The sequence below is a fragment of the Pseudomonas rustica genome (assembly GCF_049959085.1).
GTDB classification, from domain to species: Bacteria; Pseudomonadota; Gammaproteobacteria; order Pseudomonadales; family Pseudomonadaceae; genus Aquipseudomonas; species Aquipseudomonas rustica.
The window spans coordinates 3,107,229-3,122,419 of sequence record NZ_CP188200.1; the positions used below are offsets into that span (position 1 = coordinate 3,107,229).

At 58.2% G+C, this 15,191-nt stretch carries 20 protein-coding genes; 10 read left to right on the plus strand and 10 right to left on the minus strand.

Translation table 11 applies throughout. From position 1 onward, the window contains the following. Positions 1–26: 26 nt before the first annotated feature. A complete protein-coding gene (locus ACP3TY_RS14165; protein WP_053121283.1) occupies positions 27–266 on the plus strand; it encodes a hypothetical protein in 240 nt (79 codons plus the stop codon). Between the two features lie 94 nt (positions 267–360). Here ACP3TY_RS14165 and ACP3TY_RS14170 read toward each other — a convergent pair whose 3' ends face one another. Next, positions 361–558, minus strand: a complete 198-nt coding sequence (locus tag ACP3TY_RS14170) for a hypothetical protein (protein ID WP_053121284.1) — start codon at positions 556–558, stop codon at positions 361–363. Positions 559–768: 210 nt separating this feature from the next. Here ACP3TY_RS14170 and ACP3TY_RS14175 point away from each other — a divergent pair, with 210 nt between their 5' ends. Beyond that, positions 769–1,131: an NUDIX hydrolase gene (locus ACP3TY_RS14175; RefSeq protein ID WP_159814091.1), complete on the plus strand. Its 363-nt coding sequence runs from the start codon at positions 769–771 to the stop codon at positions 1,129–1,131. 4 nt (positions 1,132–1,135) lie between these two features. Here ACP3TY_RS14175 and ACP3TY_RS14180 read toward each other — a convergent pair whose 3' ends face one another. From ACP3TY_RS14180 to ACP3TY_RS14190, 3 genes are all read right to left on the minus strand, one after another. After that, positions 1,136–1,375, minus strand: a complete 240-nt coding sequence (locus tag ACP3TY_RS14180; protein WP_053121289.1) for a DUF1652 domain-containing protein — start codon at positions 1,373–1,375, stop codon at positions 1,136–1,138. Positions 1,376–1,483: 108 nt separating this feature from the next. Continuing rightward, complete coding sequence (locus ACP3TY_RS14185) at positions 1,484–2,383, minus strand: polysaccharide deacetylase family protein (protein ID WP_426620379.1); 900 nt, start codon at positions 2,381–2,383, stop codon at positions 1,484–1,486. A gap of 131 nt (positions 2,384–2,514) precedes the next feature. After that, on the minus strand, positions 2,515–3,462 hold the full coding sequence (locus ACP3TY_RS14190; protein WP_212551312.1) for an ABC transporter substrate-binding protein: 948 nt from the start codon (positions 3,460–3,462) through the stop codon (positions 2,515–2,517). Between the two features lie 296 nt (positions 3,463–3,758). Between ACP3TY_RS14190 and ACP3TY_RS14195 the strand changes: the two genes are divergently transcribed. The 4 genes from ACP3TY_RS14195 (at position 3,759) to ACP3TY_RS14210 (ending at position 6,987) form a co-directional block, all read left to right on the plus strand. Then, positions 3,759–4,745 carry an aliphatic sulfonate ABC transporter substrate-binding protein gene (locus ACP3TY_RS14195; protein WP_426620380.1) on the plus strand — a complete coding sequence of 329 codons (987 nt, stop codon included), beginning with the start codon at positions 3,759–3,761 and terminating at the stop codon, positions 4,743–4,745. Positions 4,746–4,806: 61 nt separating this feature from the next. Continuing rightward, the gene (locus tag ACP3TY_RS14200; protein ID WP_426620381.1) at positions 4,807–5,649 is read left to right on the plus strand and encodes an ABC transporter permease; all 843 of its coding nucleotides are present in this window, start codon (positions 4,807–4,809) and stop codon (positions 5,647–5,649) included. A 47-nt stretch (positions 5,650–5,696) separates the two neighbouring features. After that, a complete protein-coding gene (locus ACP3TY_RS14205; protein WP_426620383.1) occupies positions 5,697–6,377 on the plus strand; it encodes an SOS response-associated peptidase in 681 nt (226 codons plus the stop codon). Between the two features lie 337 nt (positions 6,378–6,714). After that, complete coding sequence (locus tag ACP3TY_RS14210; RefSeq protein ID WP_053121300.1) at positions 6,715–6,987, plus strand: hypothetical protein; 273 nt, start codon at positions 6,715–6,717, stop codon at positions 6,985–6,987. A 42-nt stretch (positions 6,988–7,029) separates the two neighbouring features. Here ACP3TY_RS14210 and ACP3TY_RS14215 read toward each other — a convergent pair whose 3' ends face one another. The 3 genes from ACP3TY_RS14215 to ACP3TY_RS14225 all read right to left on the minus strand — a co-directional run bounded on the left by ACP3TY_RS14215 (position 7,030) and on the right by ACP3TY_RS14225 (position 8,249). After that, positions 7,030–7,176, minus strand: a complete 147-nt coding sequence (locus ACP3TY_RS14215) for a hypothetical protein (protein ID WP_172680121.1) — start codon at positions 7,174–7,176, stop codon at positions 7,030–7,032. Positions 7,177–7,239: 63 nt separating this feature from the next. After that, positions 7,240–7,551 carry an AzlD domain-containing protein gene (locus ACP3TY_RS14220; protein ID WP_172680124.1) on the minus strand — a complete coding sequence of 104 codons (312 nt, stop codon included), beginning with the start codon at positions 7,549–7,551 and terminating at the stop codon, positions 7,240–7,242. Continuing rightward, a complete protein-coding gene (locus tag ACP3TY_RS14225; RefSeq protein WP_159814107.1) occupies positions 7,551–8,249 on the minus strand; it encodes an AzlC family ABC transporter permease in 699 nt (232 codons plus the stop codon). The genes ACP3TY_RS14220 and ACP3TY_RS14225 overlap by 1 nt, the downstream gene beginning before the upstream one ends. A 194-nt stretch (positions 8,250–8,443) precedes the next feature. Between ACP3TY_RS14225 and ACP3TY_RS14230 the strand changes: the two genes are divergently transcribed. Together ACP3TY_RS14230 and ACP3TY_RS14235 are read left to right on the plus strand one after the other, a co-directional pair. Next, the gene (locus ACP3TY_RS14230) at positions 8,444–9,379 is read left to right on the plus strand and encodes a diguanylate cyclase domain-containing protein (RefSeq protein WP_426620487.1); all 936 of its coding nucleotides are present in this window, start codon (positions 8,444–8,446) and stop codon (positions 9,377–9,379) included. A 51-nt stretch (positions 9,380–9,430) separates the two neighbouring features. Further along, positions 9,431–9,811 (plus strand): DUF2784 domain-containing protein, encoded by a 381-nt coding sequence (locus ACP3TY_RS14235; protein ID WP_053121305.1) that lies wholly within the window; start codon positions 9,431–9,433, stop codon positions 9,809–9,811. Here ACP3TY_RS14235 and ACP3TY_RS14240 read toward each other — a convergent pair. Continuing rightward, positions 9,808–10,335, minus strand: a complete 528-nt coding sequence (locus ACP3TY_RS14240) for a DUF3087 family protein (RefSeq protein ID WP_426620384.1) — start codon at positions 10,333–10,335, stop codon at positions 9,808–9,810. The genes ACP3TY_RS14235 and ACP3TY_RS14240 overlap by 4 nt on opposite strands. Before the next feature lie 223 nt (positions 10,336–10,558). On the opposite strand from ACP3TY_RS14240, the gene ppnN reads away from it, so the two are divergent. Beyond that, complete coding sequence (gene ppnN, locus ACP3TY_RS14245) at positions 10,559–11,932, plus strand: nucleotide 5'-monophosphate nucleosidase PpnN (protein ID WP_053121310.1); 1,374 nt, start codon at positions 10,559–10,561, stop codon at positions 11,930–11,932. 176 nt (positions 11,933–12,108) lie between these two features. Here the strand turns inward: ppnN and ACP3TY_RS14250 are convergent, their stop codons facing one another. Beyond that, positions 12,109–13,503: an FAD/NAD(P)-binding protein gene (locus ACP3TY_RS14250; protein WP_426620385.1), complete on the minus strand. Its 1,395-nt coding sequence runs from the start codon at positions 13,501–13,503 to the stop codon at positions 12,109–12,111. Next, positions 13,504–14,067: a helix-turn-helix domain-containing protein gene (locus ACP3TY_RS14255; protein WP_159814118.1), complete on the minus strand. Its 564-nt coding sequence runs from the start codon at positions 14,065–14,067 to the stop codon at positions 13,504–13,506. Between the two features lie 85 nt (positions 14,068–14,152). On the opposite strand from ACP3TY_RS14255, the gene ACP3TY_RS14260 reads away from it, so the two are divergent. Then, a complete protein-coding gene (locus tag ACP3TY_RS14260) occupies positions 14,153–15,094 on the plus strand; it encodes a DMT family transporter (RefSeq protein WP_426620387.1) in 942 nt (313 codons plus the stop codon). Positions 15,095–15,191 lie beyond the last annotated feature (97 nt).

Consider the following 15,191-nt stretch of genomic DNA (forward strand, 5'->3'; position numbering starts at 1 on the left):
TTACCGAGAATGTTCTGGAGGTGATCATGCGGCTCAATGAATACGAACACGAACTTCAACGCGACCTGCAAGCCGTCGCATCGGATCTCAGATGGTCAGCGGTCGACCTCAAACGCATTGCCGAACAATTGCGCAAATCGGGCAACGAGGCAGACGCGCAAACGGTGCTGCGCTCTTGCGAAGTGCTGCAAAGCGACGAAGAGCGGCTGCAACTCTATGCCAAGGAAGTGAAGGCACGCGCAATCAGCCGAACCAAAGTCCACTGACACTTGCTCCCGCTGGGTCGCGAAGCGGCCCTCGCTCTTTATCCTAAAAGGGCCTTCTGCGCAGTCCAGCGGGAGCAAACTCCCTCGCCACAATTCAACTAACGTTGTGACTTTGCGCTTTCACCGAGCGTTTTCTGTAGCCAGGAAGTGCTGCGGCATACGCCAGCGCCTCCTCTCTGCTGGCAAATGACGCCAGTCGGTCACCTTGCGTGCAAACCCGCCAAGGGCCGTTGTTCACGCTGAGTACGTCATAGCCGTTCATGTGCATCTTGTTCAACATGGGCATGCTCATGGCTACCTCCTTTTGCAACAGGGTTATTCAGCTTCACGCTTTTAACCTTACACCCTGATTTACTGGAGTGGCCGACCGCCCGGCAGCCAATGATCAGGCACTTTCGATGCAGAACAATACTCAACATCCACAGGGAACCTTTAAACAAAGGCCCGGCTCGAATATTGCAGTTTTATTTCATTATTGTGACAACCGGTAAACAGGTAACAGATGAAAGTACGCGCCACCGTCATTTGCGAGCAGGATCGCCATATCCTCCTGGTACGCAAGCCCAGATGTTGCTGGACATTGCCCGGCGGCAAAGTCGAGCCTGGGGAAACCAAAGCCGCTGCGGCTGTGCGCGAATTGCATGAAGAAACCGGGCTGGAAGCCGAAGATGTTCTGTACTTGATGGAGTTACAGAGCGGCCGCACGCAACATCACGTCTACGAGGCCTCGGTACTGAACATTGAGGAAGTGCGTCCACAGAATGAAATCAGCGATTGCATGTGGCATCCGCTGAATGCAGTGCACAACCTGAAAACCAGCGATGCGACGTTGCGCATCGTTCAGGCGTTTCAGCGGCGCTTATGACGGCTTAACCGGCGAATGCCCGGCGCCCGGCGCTGATTTCCGTGCGCAATTCACCGATGAAGTTGGAAATGTCACGGATGGTGACGAGGTGTTCCGGGGAAACGCCATTGAGCTGCAACTTGATGTCGCCGCTGGCCGGCTCACTCACCTTGATCTGTAGCAGTCCCTGCGTCGCAATGCAGTTGCATGTGAACCCCGGAAACCCGGATTCGACAATGCGGCAAATGTCCGTAATGGCAAGCATGGGGCACGCCTCGCAGGCGATGAGTCGGTCGACCCGTAGAGCATAGATGAGCGTTTTGAAATCCGCCGCCCCGAAAAATGCCAACTCCCTCACATTTTTCGGGCAACTTTAATCAGCATCACGATCCCAGATCCAGTTCCAGATCCCCGGCAAATGCACCGGCTGAGAACTTTGCTGAACCGTGCGTGCCAGCGCGGCTTTTTCCAGTGCTGCGTGATCGACATAAAACGGCTGATCCGCCAGGGGCACGCCCGTCGTCGCCGCACTGTCGAGCAGGATCTGCAGATATTCGCGCGTATGCCGAGCGGTGTAGCGGTTCAGATCATGGAAAGTCACCACCACCGGAATCACACCGTCCACCACCGGAAACTCTCCGTGCGCAATCTGCTCACGGACTTCCGACAACTGCCGCAGCATGTTCGCACGACGCCTCGGGCTGGCATTGAAGCCCCAGATCTTGCCGTCATTGGCGCTTAAATCGGTCAACAACACGTGCAAGCCATGCTGCTGATACGCGGCGAAAGTACGTTTGTCGTAATTCCAGAATGGCGGACGCAGCAGTTTCGGCGGCGCACCGGTAATCGCGGCAATGTCTGCCGTGCCATTGCTCAACGATTCTTCAAGTTCTTGTGGGCTCAGTGAACGGTGATTGGTGTGCCAGTGGGTGGCAGTGTGGAACGCGAGAATATGACCTTCATCGTGTTCGCGACGCATGATGCCGCGACCGATCTCACTGTTACCGGCCCTCGGTGCGCGGGTCTGCACGAAAAATACCGCTTTGATGCCCGGCTGAATCGGGTTGTCCTTGAGGCTATCGAGCACTGTCGCCGACGGATTCCAGAAACTTGAAGCACTGGGGCCATCATCGAAGGTCAGCAAAAAACGCACCGGCGCCTGCGCTTTCAGCTGTGTTTCGGTTTGCGCGGTCAATTCGATGGGCGCGGCAATGCAGCCAGCCAGCCCGAAAGCGATGGCCGCTGCACAGAATATTTTGAATAGCGATGTCATGTTTTGCCTTGAGCCCGACCGCTGCCGTCATGTTGTCGATTGGCAAAACTCCCTCGCCCCTATCCATCCCTGCGCTCCGATCCGCGAGCCGAGGTTGGATAAGGTACACAGGGTTTGGTTCCGGCGCTTGCTCAGTGCGCCAACGCTTGCTGAAACGAGGCGTCGATAATGCCGGCGGTGGCCAGTGGCGTCGGCAGTGCCTTGACCTTGAACAGGAAGTCCGCAGTGCTTTGCAGATCCGTCGCTGCCTGCTGATCAACCGGGCCGACCGTCATGTGCGCCTGGCGCAACCAGTGCCGCGAAACCTGTTGATCGAGATTGGCCTTCTTCGCCCAGAGGTCGGCGTACTCATCGGTATGACTGTCGACCCACGCCCGCGCCAGTTTCAAACGTCCAAGGAAATCGGCGATGGCTTCACGTTTACTGTCGATCGACGGTGTCGACGCGGCGATGGCACTGAGCCCCGGCATCAGGTTTTTCGCGGTCAGGATCGGTCGCGCGCCGGAGAACACGATCTGTTGGGAAATGTACGGTTCCCACACCGGGAACGCGTCGATGCTGCCCTGCGGCAACGCGGCGGCTGCATCGATCGGCATCAATTTGACGAAGTCGACGTAGTTCTCCGGTAGACCGCCCTGCTCCAGCGCGCGCAAGGTCAACTGCTGACTCCAGGCACCGGGCCAATAGGCGACTTTTTTACCCTTCAGATCAGCGATGGTTTTCACCGGGGAATCCTTCGGCACCAGCAACGCAATGGTGTCGGGGTTTTGCCGCGACACGCCGATCAGCTTCACCGGCGCCTGCTTGGCTGCCAGAAACAGAAAGCCTGAATCACCTAAAAAGCCCAGATCCAGCGAGCCGGTTTGCAGGGCTTCGGCCAGTGGCGCGGCGGCCTGGAAATGTTTCCAGTCGACCGTATACGGCGCGTCTTTCAACACGCCGGACGCTTCAATAGAGGCGCGGATGTTGTAGTAATTCTGATCGCCAATATGCAGGACAACTGGCTCGGCCGCGTAGGAAAGTGGTGACGCAAACAGTGCCGCAGTCAGCGCACTGCGTAGGAATCGGGAAAGCTTCATGGCGAGTCCTGCAAATGGGATTTGCATAGACCATAACGCTCTTAATATTTAGTTTTGAAATTCGATTAATGCATAAGCTCATCACTGTCGTTTCCAACTGTTCGCGGCGCAACAGTGGCTCGGCATGCTGTTCACCAGGCAACAGTTAAAAACGAGCAAACCAGCGGGAAACCCAATAAATACGGGCTAAAACGGATATGGCACAGAGCCTGCAATATTCCATTGATGCAGGAAGCATTCGCTAAAAATATCTTTTTGGACATAAGAAATCTGTGCCTTTGCCGGAGCGTTCCCCCATGAAACCGTTCTTCCCGTTCTTTCGAATCAAAACGCTGCTGGCTGCGAGCGCCCTTCTCCTGAGCCTGCAACCGATCGCCCACGCCGCCGAGACCGCGCCGGCCGAAGTGCACCTCGACTACGCTTATTACTCGCCAGTCAGCCTAGTGCTTAAACATTTCGGCTTCCTCGAAAAAGCCCTGCCGCAAACCAAAGTCAGTTGGGTGCTCAGCCAAGGCAGCAACCGTTCACTGGAATACCTCAACAGTGGCGGCGTCGATTTCGCTTCCAGCGCCAGCCTCGCCGCCGTGCTGAGCCGCGCCAATGGCAGCCCGATCAAATCCGTTTACGTGTACAGCCGTGCCGAATGGACAGCGTTGGTGGTGCGCAAAGATTCGCCGTACCAGACCGTTGCCGACCTCAAGGGCAAGAAAATCGCCGCCACCAAAGGCACCGATCCTTACCTGTTTACCCTGCGCAGCCTGCAACAGGCCGGGCTGAAAAAAGACGACGTTGAACTGGTGCACCTGCAACATCCGGACGGTCGCACTGCGCTGGAAAAAGGTGACGTCGACGCCTGGGCCGGCCTCGATCCGCACATGGCCGCCAGCCAGGTTCAGGCCGGCTCGCGCTTGCTCTATCGCAACCCTGCCTTTAATAGCTATGGCGTGGTCAGCGTCACCGAGCAGTACGCCAATGAGCATCCGCAAACCATCGACACCGTGATCAAAGCCTACGAGCAGGCGCGCGAATGGGCGCTGAAAAATCCTGATGAATTCGCCGCCCTCCTCGCCAAAGAATCCGGCCTGCCGCTGGACGTGGCCAAACTGCAACTGTCGCGCACCGACCTGAGCAGCCCGCAACTGACCGCCAACGACGTCAGCGCCTCCAAGGCTGCCGCGCCGATTCTGGTATCGGAAGAACTGGTGCGCCGTGGCGTCAATGTCGATCAAGTCATCGATCAATTGCTCGACAGCGGTGTGCAGCAAGCCGTCGCCCGCCAGTAACTGAACAGACTCACCACGAATCCGCGCCCGGCGCGGATTTGTCGTGAGCGGAGCTCTGATCATGACCAGTCACAGCAAAGACCTGCCCGCGCCACTTGCTCTGTCGCGACAGCCGAAATCCGTTTTCAACCTGGCATGGCAGCGCCGTCTGAAAGGCCTCGCGTTGCCGTTGCTGATCATCGTCGTGCTGGAAATTATCGTACGCATCGGCTGGCTGCCGTCCTACCAGATGCCGGCGCCCAGTGAGATCGCCGTGACGCTTACCGACCTTGCCGAAGGTGCGCTGTGGAAACACATCGGCGCCAGCCTGATTCGTGTGCTGCTGGGTTTCGCCATTGGTGCGAGCCTGGCGCTGGTGTTCGCGGCGTGGGTCGGTTTGAGCCGCGAAGCCGAGGCGTATCTGGAACCGATGTTCGCCGCGTTGCGTTCGATTCCGAGTCTGGCCTGGGTGCCGCTTTTGCTGCTTTGGCTGGGCATCGACGAGACCTCGAAAATCGTCCTGATCGCCATCGGCGCGTTCTTCCCGGTCTACGTCAACGTAGTCGCGGCGATCCGCAATATCGACCGCAAACTGGTGGAAGTCGGGCGCATCTACGGTTTCAGTCGCTTGCAACTGGTGCGGCGGATTCTGTTGCCCGCCGCCCTGCCCGGCCTGTTCACCGGGCTGCGCAGCGGCATGAGTCTGGCGTGGATGTTTCTTGTCGCTGCCGAACTGATCGCCGCAACCAAAGGCCTGGGTTATTTGCTCAGTGACGGCCGCGAAACCTCGCGTCCCGATATCGTGCTGGCGGCGATCATCGTGCTGGCCTTGCTTGGCAAACTCAGCGATGGCTTGCTCGCAGCGCTCGAACGTCGCTGCCTGAACTGGCGCGACACGTTCACCGGTCAGGGCGCCAAGGATTGAATGACCGTTAGCATCTAAGCTGAAAGCGTCCAACCGGAGGTTCAGCCATGTGCGGAAGACTCTCGCAGTACCGGGGTATCCATGACTTTGTCGCGGTGCTGAGCATTCCCGACGCATTGATCAATCATGTCGGCGATGCTCCACTGGCGCATTACAACGCGGCGCCGACCACGTCGCTGGCGATTCTTCATCAACACGAACAGCAGATTTACGCCGATAGCCTGCGCTGGGGCTGGCGTCCGCATTGGGCCAAGGATCGCGCCGCGCCGATCAATGCGCGGGTCGAGAAAGTCGCCCATGGGCCGTTCTTCCGGGCCATCTGGAAACAGCGCCTGATCGTGCCGGTCGACAACTGGTTTGAGTGGGTCGATGCCGAGGACAAAACCCGACAACCCTGGCTGATTCGTCGGGCAGATCATGGGCCGGTTTTCTGTGCTGCCATCGGGCAATTTCCTACACCAGAAAAACCAGCGCGGGACGACGATGGTTTCGTGATCATCACCGCCGACAGTGCTGGCGGGATGATCGATATTCATGATCGCCGCCCCGTGGTATTCCGCGCTGATTTAGTGCGCGAATGGCTGGATCCGGCAACACCGGCTGAACGCGCCGAGCAAATGCTGCTGTTCGAAGGGGCAAGCAGTGAAGCGTTCGAATGGCACAAAGTCGGCAAAGCGGTGGGTAACGTACGCAATCAGGGGCCCAGCTTGATCATTCCGCAGCCCTAAACATCTACCCGAGCCATGCGTCTATCAATGTAGGAGCTGCCGAAGGCTGCGATCTTTTGATGTTTATTGTAAAAAACAAGATCAAAAGATCGCAGCCTTCGGCAGCTCCTACAGGTGATTCCATATCTTTACAAAGGCTGTTTCACGCTTGAGACAGGCTCTGTAAAACAGTCGTTTGAGCGAACTAACCGCTTGTCTGACATTTCGATCGTCATACATACATTTTCCAGCGCTAAAGCTAGCATGCGCGCCGCCTTCCGATTGGTATACCAATTGACCAAAGAGTCAATAAATCAGGAATCCACTAAAACATTTACAAGCCTTGCAGAGAAATAAGTTGCGCGACGATTTTGCAATCAAACAGGTCGGTGGCCTGGAGTGTGTCTATCTGTCGATGACGGAACGCTTTGAACTCGACTGTTTTATCGGCCACTACATCAAGACCCGAAACCTGCGTGATGTCCCGAATATTGATCGCATCCTGCGCACCACCCTCGAAGGGTATCCCGGCCACCCGCCGGTGATGGTCAACGAGCTCAATGCCTGGATCGACCGAACCTTGGGCTATCGGGCCTCACACCCCGATTTCACGCAGTTGGAAGATCTGTAAAACCACGAAAAAGCCCCTTGAATCAAGGGGCTTTTTTTTGGATCAAAATTTGCGATCAGGATCCGACAAGTCCCTGCCTTCATCGCGTTTCCACGTTTGTTCCTTGTGTTTCTCGCGCTCGATCTCTTCTTCGGTCGGTTCGTCTGTGTCTTCTTCATCCCGTTGTGGATGTTCTTGCTCAGTCGCCATGCCCACCTCCTGTCACAAGTAAACGGTCATCCTTACAGCGTAGAACAGATTCGCTCAGGCAACTTACAACCACCAACGCAACAAAAAGAAGAACGCCATGCTTAACAACATGCTGAGCAACGTGTTGCGTGTGGCTAGAACAAGGCCAATAGCCACCAATGAACTAAGCAGGTAAGGATTGTCCCACTGCAGATTCAATTGTTTGTCCGGCATGAATACGATTGGCCCGCAGATCGCGGTGAGCATTCCCGGTACGGCAAAACCGAGAAACTGCCGCGCGTTGCTGCTCAGGCGCACCGGCAAACGCGGCTCGAGAAATACGTAACGGTTGAGGAACACCAGAATCCCCATGCCGAAAATCACTGCCCAAACCATCATGTGCGCTCCCGATACAGCTTGTTGCAGATAAATCCTGCGGTCATTCCCGCCAGCCCCGACAACACCAGCGCCGAGCCCCACTGCCAATAACTGAACAGCACCGAACAGAACAGCGACACTGCCACGCACACCACCGTCGGCACGTTGCGCACCACCGGTGTGATCAGGGCGATGAAAGTGGCGGCAATCGAGAAGTCCAGGCCCAAATGTTCAAGCCCCGGAATGCTGCTGCCGAGGACGATGCCGGCCAGCGTGAACAGGTTCCATGCGATATAGAACGTCAGGCCCACACCCAGCGCATACCAGCGATTGAACTGCTGGCGATCGTGTTGACTGGTCAAGGCAAACAGCTCATCGGTGAGCAAAAAACCCAGGCCGATCCGCCAGCGTCCCGGTAACGGCGAAATCACCGAACGCATGCTCATTCCGTAGAGCAAATGCTGTGAGGTCAGCAAAACCGTGGTCAGCAGAATCGAGAAAATCCCCGCGCCGCCCTTGAGCATGCCAATCGCCACCAGTTGCGCGGCACCGGCAAACACAATGCTCGACAAGCCCTGCCCTTGCAGCGGCGTGAGATTGGCTTCGATCGCCATGGAGCCGGCCAGCAGCCCCCAAGGCGCCGTTGCCAGTGATAACGGCATGATCGCCACAGCGCCGCGAAGAAACGCACTGCGCGGTAAAAGTGAGTCAGACATAACGCCCTTCAACCAGAGAAACGGCCGAAGACTGTGCCAGCAAACGCTGCTTTTTGGCTTGAACAATCTTGCGCACTTGTGGGAAATCGGCCCGAGTCAGCCGTTCATCGGCCAACTGCTTGCAACGCCTCAATGCTAGCAACATGCTGGCGCTGGATTTTACCGTTGAAGACTCTTCCGAGACCGTGCCCGCCATGACCGCCATCGACAGCGACGTGTACAAGACCCTGCTGGAATCGACCAAAGCCATTCCGTGGCGAATCGACTGGGCAACCATGACCTTCAGCTACATCGGCCCACAGATCGAAACCTTGCTTGGCTGGCAGCAGAACAGTTGGGTCGGGGTCAACGACTGGGTCGAACGCATGCACCCGGACGATCGCGATTACGTGGTGGAATTCTGTGTTTCGCAGTCACGCGCCGGCGTCGATCATGAAGCCGATTACCGTGCGCTGACCAGCACTGGCGAGTACGTGTGGATCCGCGATGTCGTGCACGTGGTGCGCAAGGACGGGGAAGTCGAGGCGCTGGTGGGGTTCATGTTCGACATCAGCGAGCGCAAAAAAACCGAAGAACACCTGATCCGCCTGCAAAAGCAGCTGGAAGAATATTCGTTTCAGGACGGGCTCACCGGGATTGCCAATCGGCGCATGTTCGACACCGTGCTTGAGCGCGAGTGGGCCAGCGCGCAACGCAGCGGTTTGCCGCTGTCGTTGCTGATCCTCGATATCGATTATTTCAAGCAGTACAACGACCATTACGGCCACATCAAGGGCGACGAATGCCTGCGTCAGGTCGCGAAGACGTTATCGCTGGCGGCCAATCGGCCACGGGACTTTATTGCGCGGATTGGCGGCGAAGAATTCGTCTGGCTGCTGCCGGAAACCGATGCGGAGTCGGCACGACTGGTGGCGCACAAATGCCTGCACCTGATCCGCCAGCAGCAGATCGCTCATGAGCATTCGGCGGTGTCGCCGCTGGTCACCTTGAGTCTCGGGGTTGGCACCACGCAAGTCGCCGTCGGCAGCGATCCGCTGCACTTCGTCGAACAGGTCGACAAGTTGCTGTATCAGGCCAAACACAACGGACGGATGCGCGCCGAGTTCGCCGATTTTCGCACTGACGTGTAAGCACCCGAGCGGCGTAAGATAGCGCATTCGCAAACACGTCAGGGAGACGACATGCTCTACCGAATCGCAGCCGACGGGCTGGTGCTATTTCATTTGTGCTTTATTTTGTTCGTGCTGTTTGGCGGGTTGCTCGTGCTCAAGTGGCCACGAGTGATGTGGCTGCATTTGCCAGCGGCGGCCTGGGGCGTGGCGGTCGAGGTATTGCACCTGACCTGCCCGCTGACCTACTGGGAAAACCTGATGCGCCACGCTGCCGGGCAGACCGAATACGCCGGCGGTTTTATCGAGCATTACGTCTGGCCGATTATCTACCCCGCAGGGCTCACTCCACAGATTCAACTGGCGCTGGGCAGCGTGGTGCTGGCAGTCAATCTGCTGGTCTACGGTCGCCTGTTCCGCGCATGGAAACTGCGCAGCAAGCACGCGCTTTAACGCGACGCTTGCTTCAGGTTTTCCAGCCAGGCCGGATCCAGCCGCGTCTGCTCGGTATCGAGCCCCAGCGTGTGCATCCGCTCTTTATGCGTTTCGACTTCCCGCCACAGTTGCCCATGATCGCTGGAATTGCCGTCCAGTTCATGCATCTGCATCAGCCCCAAATGATAGAAGCGCAATACTTTCATCGCCGTCGGATCGTTCTTCTCCACCGCCGCTGTCACTTGATGCATCACATTGGTGATGCTCATCAGGCTGCGCTTGAGCCGCCAGCTGTACACCGCCGGGGCCATCCAGCTCTGATTCCAGAAGCGCCCGCGTAACAGTGCCGCCGTCAGCAGAAATGCCAGAAACACCCCGCCGACGTTGAATCGCAGGTTATCGCCACCGGGCTCGCCGAACAGTGCCACTGCTACGCTGGAAAACAACATCGCCAGCACCAGGAACAGCACGGCAATGATGATCGTGCTGCGCCGGGTCTGCTGGCGAAAGGTGGCGGCGTCCATCGGCTGAATCTCGAACATCACAAATGACTTCCTTGAGCGACAAAAGGGGCAAACAAAAAAACTCGCCGGCGCATTATCGCCTCCACGAGGGATTTAGCTATGCTGGGGCTCCTTTTCATCTTTTCAGCGTCCAACGGGGACATGGCGGTACAGCGCAGATCGTGCCATCTTCATTCATGGATACACACTATTCGGATGCCATCGCCTAGTCTTGAGATGACATCGTTTTAAGGATCATTGCATGACCCAACGACACGTAATCAATGCCTCGGTCAGCCCGAAGGGCAGCCTGGAAACCCTTTCTCAACGTGAAGTTCAGCAACTGAGCGAAGCCGGATCCGGCAGCACCTATACCCTCTTCCGCCAGTGCGCCCTGGCCATCCTCAACACCGGCGCCCATGTTGATAACGCCAAGACCATCCTCGAAGCCTACAAGGACTTCGAAATCCGCATTCACCAACAGGATCGCGGCGTACGCCTGGAGCTGCTGAACGCTCCGGCCGACGCCTTCGTCGACGGCGAGATGATCGCCAGCACCCGTGAAATGCTCTTCAGCGCCCTGCGCGACATCGTCTACACCGAAAACGAACTCGACAGCCAACGCATCGACCTGACCACCTCGCAAGGCATCAGCGACTACGTTTTCCACTTGCTGCGCAACGCGCGCACCCTGCGCCCGGGCGTCGAGCCGAAGATCGTGGTGTGTTGGGGCGGCCACTCGATCAACACCGAAGAATACAAATACACCAAGAAAGTCGGCCACGAACTGGGCCTGCGCAGCCTCGATATCTGCACCGGTTGCGGCCCCGGCGTGATGAAGGGCCCGATGAAAGGCGCGACCATCGCCCACGCCAAACAGCGTATTCATGGCGGTCGTTACCTTGGTTTGACCGAGCCCGGCATCATCGCCGCCGAAGCGCCAAATCCGATCGTTAACGAACTGGTGATCCTGCCGGACATCGAAAAACGTCTGGAAGCGTTCGTCCGTGTTGGCCATGGCATCATCATCTTCCCGGGCGGCGCTGGTACGGCGGAAGAATTCCTCTACCTGCTCGGCATTCTGATGCACCCGGACAACCAAGGCCTGCCGTTCCCGGTGATTCTCACCGGGCCGAAACACGCCGCACCGTATCTGGAGCAGCTCGACGCCTTCGTTATCGCAACCCTTGGCGAAGCGGCCAAGCAGCACTACGAAATCATCATCGACGACCCGGCCGAAGTCGCGCGGCAGATGACTCAGGGCTTGAAAGCGGTGAAGCAGTTCCGTCGCGAGCGAAACGACGCGTTCCACTTCAACTGGCTGCTGAAGATTGACGAGGGCTTCCAGCGTCCGTTCGATCCGACCCACGAAAACATGGCGAATCTGAAACTGCACCGCGACCAGCCACCGCATGAACTGGCGGCGAACCTGCGTCGGGCGTTTTCGGGGATTGTGGCGGGGAACGTCAAGGACAAGGGCATTCGTTTGATCGAAGAACACGGGCCGTATCAGATCCGTGGTGACGCGGCGATCATGCAACCGCTCGACGCGCTGCTCAAAGCCTTCGTCGCCCAGCACCGGATGAAACTGCCGGGCGGCGCGGCGTATGTGCCGTGTTATCGAGTGGTGGCATAACCCTTTGGGTCACCGCCTGACACTGTAGGAGTGAGCCTGCTCGCGATATCGGTCGTTCATTCAACAAGGTTTTTGAAGCGGACGGCCCCTTCGCGAGCAAGCCCGCTCCCACATTTTGAAATGCATTCCAAATTGTGGGAGCGGGCTTGCTCGCGAAGAGGTCAGCGCAAACACCCTCAACCCAACAGCCGTATCGCCAAAGCCTTCGCCTGCAACGCCACATCCGTCACCGCCGTACTCTCCCACCACATCCCCCGCAACGGCGGGCCCATCGCAAACAGTCGACTGGCCACACGCCCTTCGGCATCGACAACCGCACCGTCCACCGCCGCCGCAATCCCCAACGCCAACGGCCCCGGCTGCACCAATCCACGCGCGAGCAATTGCTTTGGCAACGGACGCGCCACGCGCCGCCAGTCGTATTCGATGCCACTGGAGTTGATCAACGCTGCACCGTGAACCACGGAGGTCTCAACCTCGCCACGGCGTCGGATGCGAATATTCACGCCACCATCAGTTGTCGGCTCTAGCCCTTTAAACGATGCAGCCTGAATACGCAGCCGCCCTTCACTGTGCAACCGCGCCAGCAATTCAGCACTCAAGGGCGGCGAACGATGATGATGGCTTTCCCACCATGGCCGCACATGCCGTACGAATTGTCGCCGCTGCACGTCAGTCGCCTGACTCCACAACCGTCCGATATGTGCCCGAACAGTATCAAGCGGTGCCTGCCAGTCGATGCCTTGCGCGATCGCCTCACGACAATGGCGGCGCAACTCGCGCAGCAACTGCCGTGGTGTTCGAATGCTGTGATCCTCGGCGAGAAAATCCACCCACGCTGGCGGTTGCCGGCGTACGTGCGGCAGCAAGCCATGGCGGGAAAACACTTCAATAGGGCCGCGATGCCCGGCCTGCTCCAGCGAAACCACCGCATCGACCATGGTCAGGCCGGAGCCAATGATCAGCACGGTGGATTGCTGATCGAGCTGGCGCATGGCCGCGACGTCCCAAGGATCGAGAGCGGCAGCGTTTAGGCCGCTGGATTCGGTTTGCGGCGTGCGCGCGGCGGGAAACATGCCGGTGGCTATGACTGCGAATGAACCTTGCAGGTTCTGCCCAGTGCTCAAAGTGAGCTGCACGCAATCTTCGCGCACCTGCAGATCAACAGCTTCTGAGCGTACATGCTCGACGACCGAACCATATCGAGCGCCGACCGCCCGGGCTTCGGCCAGACGTTGCTGCACGTAGACCCCAAATAATCCGCGCGGCGGGAACAGCTCGCTGGTTGGCACATGCTGCTCGGCAGACTCAGGCCAACCGCCCGCCGCGATGTGCTCGGTCAGCCATTGTGTGAGGTCGTCAGGGTTGTCTGGATCAACGCTCATTCGTGCAGCGTTGCCGTTGAGCGTATGGCCCAATTCGACCGCGCTGTAGGCCTCACCTCGACCGAGTTCGGCGCGGGGTTCGATGATCAGGATCTTGCGTTGGCCGGGTAGCCGCAGCAATTGGACTGCCAGCATCGTACCGCTGAGGCCACCGCCGATGATCAGGATGTCTGCGCTGTATTCCATTCAAATCACCACATTGCGCACAAACCGCGCCGGCACATCCCCGTCATTGCGATAGGTATGCGGCTGATTACTCGCAAACATAAAAAACTCCCCGGTACCAATATGCTGCGGCACGTCGCCGAGCATCAGCGTCAGGCACCCTTCGAACACATAAATCTGCTCACTCCAGCCTTCGGCATCCGGTTGCGACGGATACACCTCGCCCGGCGCCAGGCACCATTCCCACTGCTCGACTTCACGGGTGGCGGTGGCTTTGGACAGCAGCACGGCTTTACTGCCCGGCAGCGTGCCGGCCCACGCCAGTTCGTTGATGCGGCTCGGATCGCGAGCATCCGGCGCTTGAATCAGATCGCTGAACGCCACTTCCAGCGCGGCGGCGACGCGGTCGAGGGTGGTCAGGCTGACGTTCTTTTCCCCGGCCTCGATCGCTACCAGCATCCGTCGACTGACTCCGGATTTCTCGGCCAGCGCCGTCTGGCTCATGTCAGCCGCGTGCCGCAGGCGTCGAACGTTCTGGCTGACGTGTTGAAGGACGGACGTTCTTGGGGCGGAATCTTTGGGCACTATATTGCTCACTCGGTGAGGTTGGGCAGTATACTGCGCAACGTTGGGCGCATTGTGCGTCCTGCCTTTTATAGTGCGCAAGGTCATGACGTCGTTGAACAGCTCCCCCACTTCCCTCCGTTTCTCCAGATTCAGCAAGGCCGAGTGCGTGCTGGTGCTGATTACCATGATCTGGGGCGGCACCTTTTTGCTCGTGCAGCACGCGATGACGGTCAGCGGCCCGATGTTCTTCGTCGGTCTGCGATTTGCCGCAGCGGCGTGCATCGTTGCGTTGTTCTCGTGGCGGCATCTGCGCGACTTGACCCTGTTTGAACTCAAGGCCGGCGCCTTTATTGGCGTGGCGATCATGCTCGGTTACGGATTGCAGACGGTCGGGCTACAAACGATCCCGAGCAGCCAGTCGGCGTTCATTACCGCGTTGTACGTGCCGTTCGTGCCGCTGCTGCAATGGCTGGTGCTGGGGCGGCGGCCGGGGTTGATGCCGAGCATTGGCATCATGCTGGCGTTCACCGGCTTGATGTTGTTGTCGGGGCCGTCGGGGGCTTCGTTGAATTTCAGTCCGGGTGAAATTGCCACGCTGATCAGCGCCATCGCGATTGCCGCCGAGATTATTTTGATTAGCACTTACGCGGGGCAGGTGGATGTGCGCCGGGTGACGGTTGTGCAGTTGGCGACGACGTCGGTGCTGTCGTTCCTGCTGGTGGTGCCCACGGGCGAATTGATTCCGGACTTTTCCTGGACGTTGCTGGTGACCGCGTTGGGTCTGGGCGCTGCGAGTGCGGCAATTCAGGTGGCGATGAACTGGGCGCAGAAGAGCGTTTCGCCGACTCGGGCGACGTTGATCTATGCCGGTGAGCCGGTGTGGGCCGGGATTGTCGGGCGAATTGCTGGCGAGCGGTTGCCGACGATTGCGCTGGTCGGGGCTGGTTTGATTGTCGCGGCGGTGATTGTCAGTGAGTTGAAGAGCAAGGGTAAAGTCGCTGCTGAAGAGGATGATCGCGAATTGGAGCGTGAAAACGGTCTCTGAGAGCAAGGTCAAATGATCGCAGCCTTCGGCAGCTCCTACATTGGAATGATCCCCTGTAGGAGCTGCCGAAGGCTGCGATCTTTTAACCCCCTGTGAT

Bases quoted from the DNA above. Each gene is read 5' to 3' on its own strand.
- ACP3TY_RS14215 (WP_172680121.1), bottom strand. From the start codon at position 7,176: ATGGCGACTGAGCAAGAACATCCACAACGGGATGAAGAAGACACAGAC.
- ACP3TY_RS14190 (WP_212551312.1), bottom strand. From the start codon at position 3,462: ATGAAGCTTTCCCGATTCCTACGCAGTGCGCTGACTGCGGCACTGTTT.
- ACP3TY_RS14170 (WP_053121284.1), bottom strand. From the start codon at position 558: ATGAGCATGCCCATGTTGAACAAGATGCACATGAACGGCTATGACGTA.
- ACP3TY_RS14195 (WP_426620380.1), top strand. From the start codon at position 3,759: ATGAAACCGTTCTTCCCGTTCTTTCGAATCAAAACGCTGCTGGCTGCG.
- ACP3TY_RS14225 (WP_159814107.1), bottom strand. From the start codon at position 8,249: ATGTCTGACTCACTTTTACCGCGCAGTGCGTTTCTTCGCGGCGCTGTG.
- ACP3TY_RS14200 (WP_426620381.1), top strand. From the start codon at position 4,807: ATGACCAGTCACAGCAAAGACCTGCCCGCGCCACTTGCTCTGTCGCGA.
- ACP3TY_RS14250 (WP_426620385.1), bottom strand. From the start codon at position 13,503: ATGGAATACAGCGCAGACATCCTGATCATCGGCGGTGGCCTCAGCGGT.
- ACP3TY_RS14205 (WP_426620383.1), top strand. From the start codon at position 5,697: ATGTGCGGAAGACTCTCGCAGTACCGGGGTATCCATGACTTTGTCGCG.
- ACP3TY_RS14185 (WP_426620379.1), bottom strand. From the start codon at position 2,383: ATGACATCGCTATTCAAAATATTCTGTGCAGCGGCCATCGCTTTCGGG.
- ACP3TY_RS14230 (WP_426620487.1), top strand. From the start codon at position 8,444: ATGACCGCCATCGACAGCGACGTGTACAAGACCCTGCTGGAATCGACC.
- ACP3TY_RS14175 (WP_159814091.1), top strand. From the start codon at position 769: ATGAAAGTACGCGCCACCGTCATTTGCGAGCAGGATCGCCATATCCTC.
- ACP3TY_RS14180 (WP_053121289.1), bottom strand. From the start codon at position 1,375: ATGCTTGCCATTACGGACATTTGCCGCATTGTCGAATCCGGGTTTCCG.
- ACP3TY_RS14165 (WP_053121283.1), top strand. From the start codon at position 27: ATGCGGCTCAATGAATACGAACACGAACTTCAACGCGACCTGCAAGCC.
- ACP3TY_RS14240 (WP_426620384.1), bottom strand. From the start codon at position 10,335: ATGTTCGAGATTCAGCCGATGGACGCCGCCACCTTTCGCCAGCAGACC.
- ACP3TY_RS14235 (WP_053121305.1), top strand. From the start codon at position 9,431: ATGCTCTACCGAATCGCAGCCGACGGGCTGGTGCTATTTCATTTGTGC.
- ppnN (WP_053121310.1), top strand. From the start codon at position 10,559: ATGACCCAACGACACGTAATCAATGCCTCGGTCAGCCCGAAGGGCAGC.
- ACP3TY_RS14260 (WP_426620387.1), top strand. From the start codon at position 14,153: ATGACGTCGTTGAACAGCTCCCCCACTTCCCTCCGTTTCTCCAGATTC.
- ACP3TY_RS14220 (WP_172680124.1), bottom strand. From the start codon at position 7,551: ATGGTTTGGGCAGTGATTTTCGGCATGGGGATTCTGGTGTTCCTCAAC.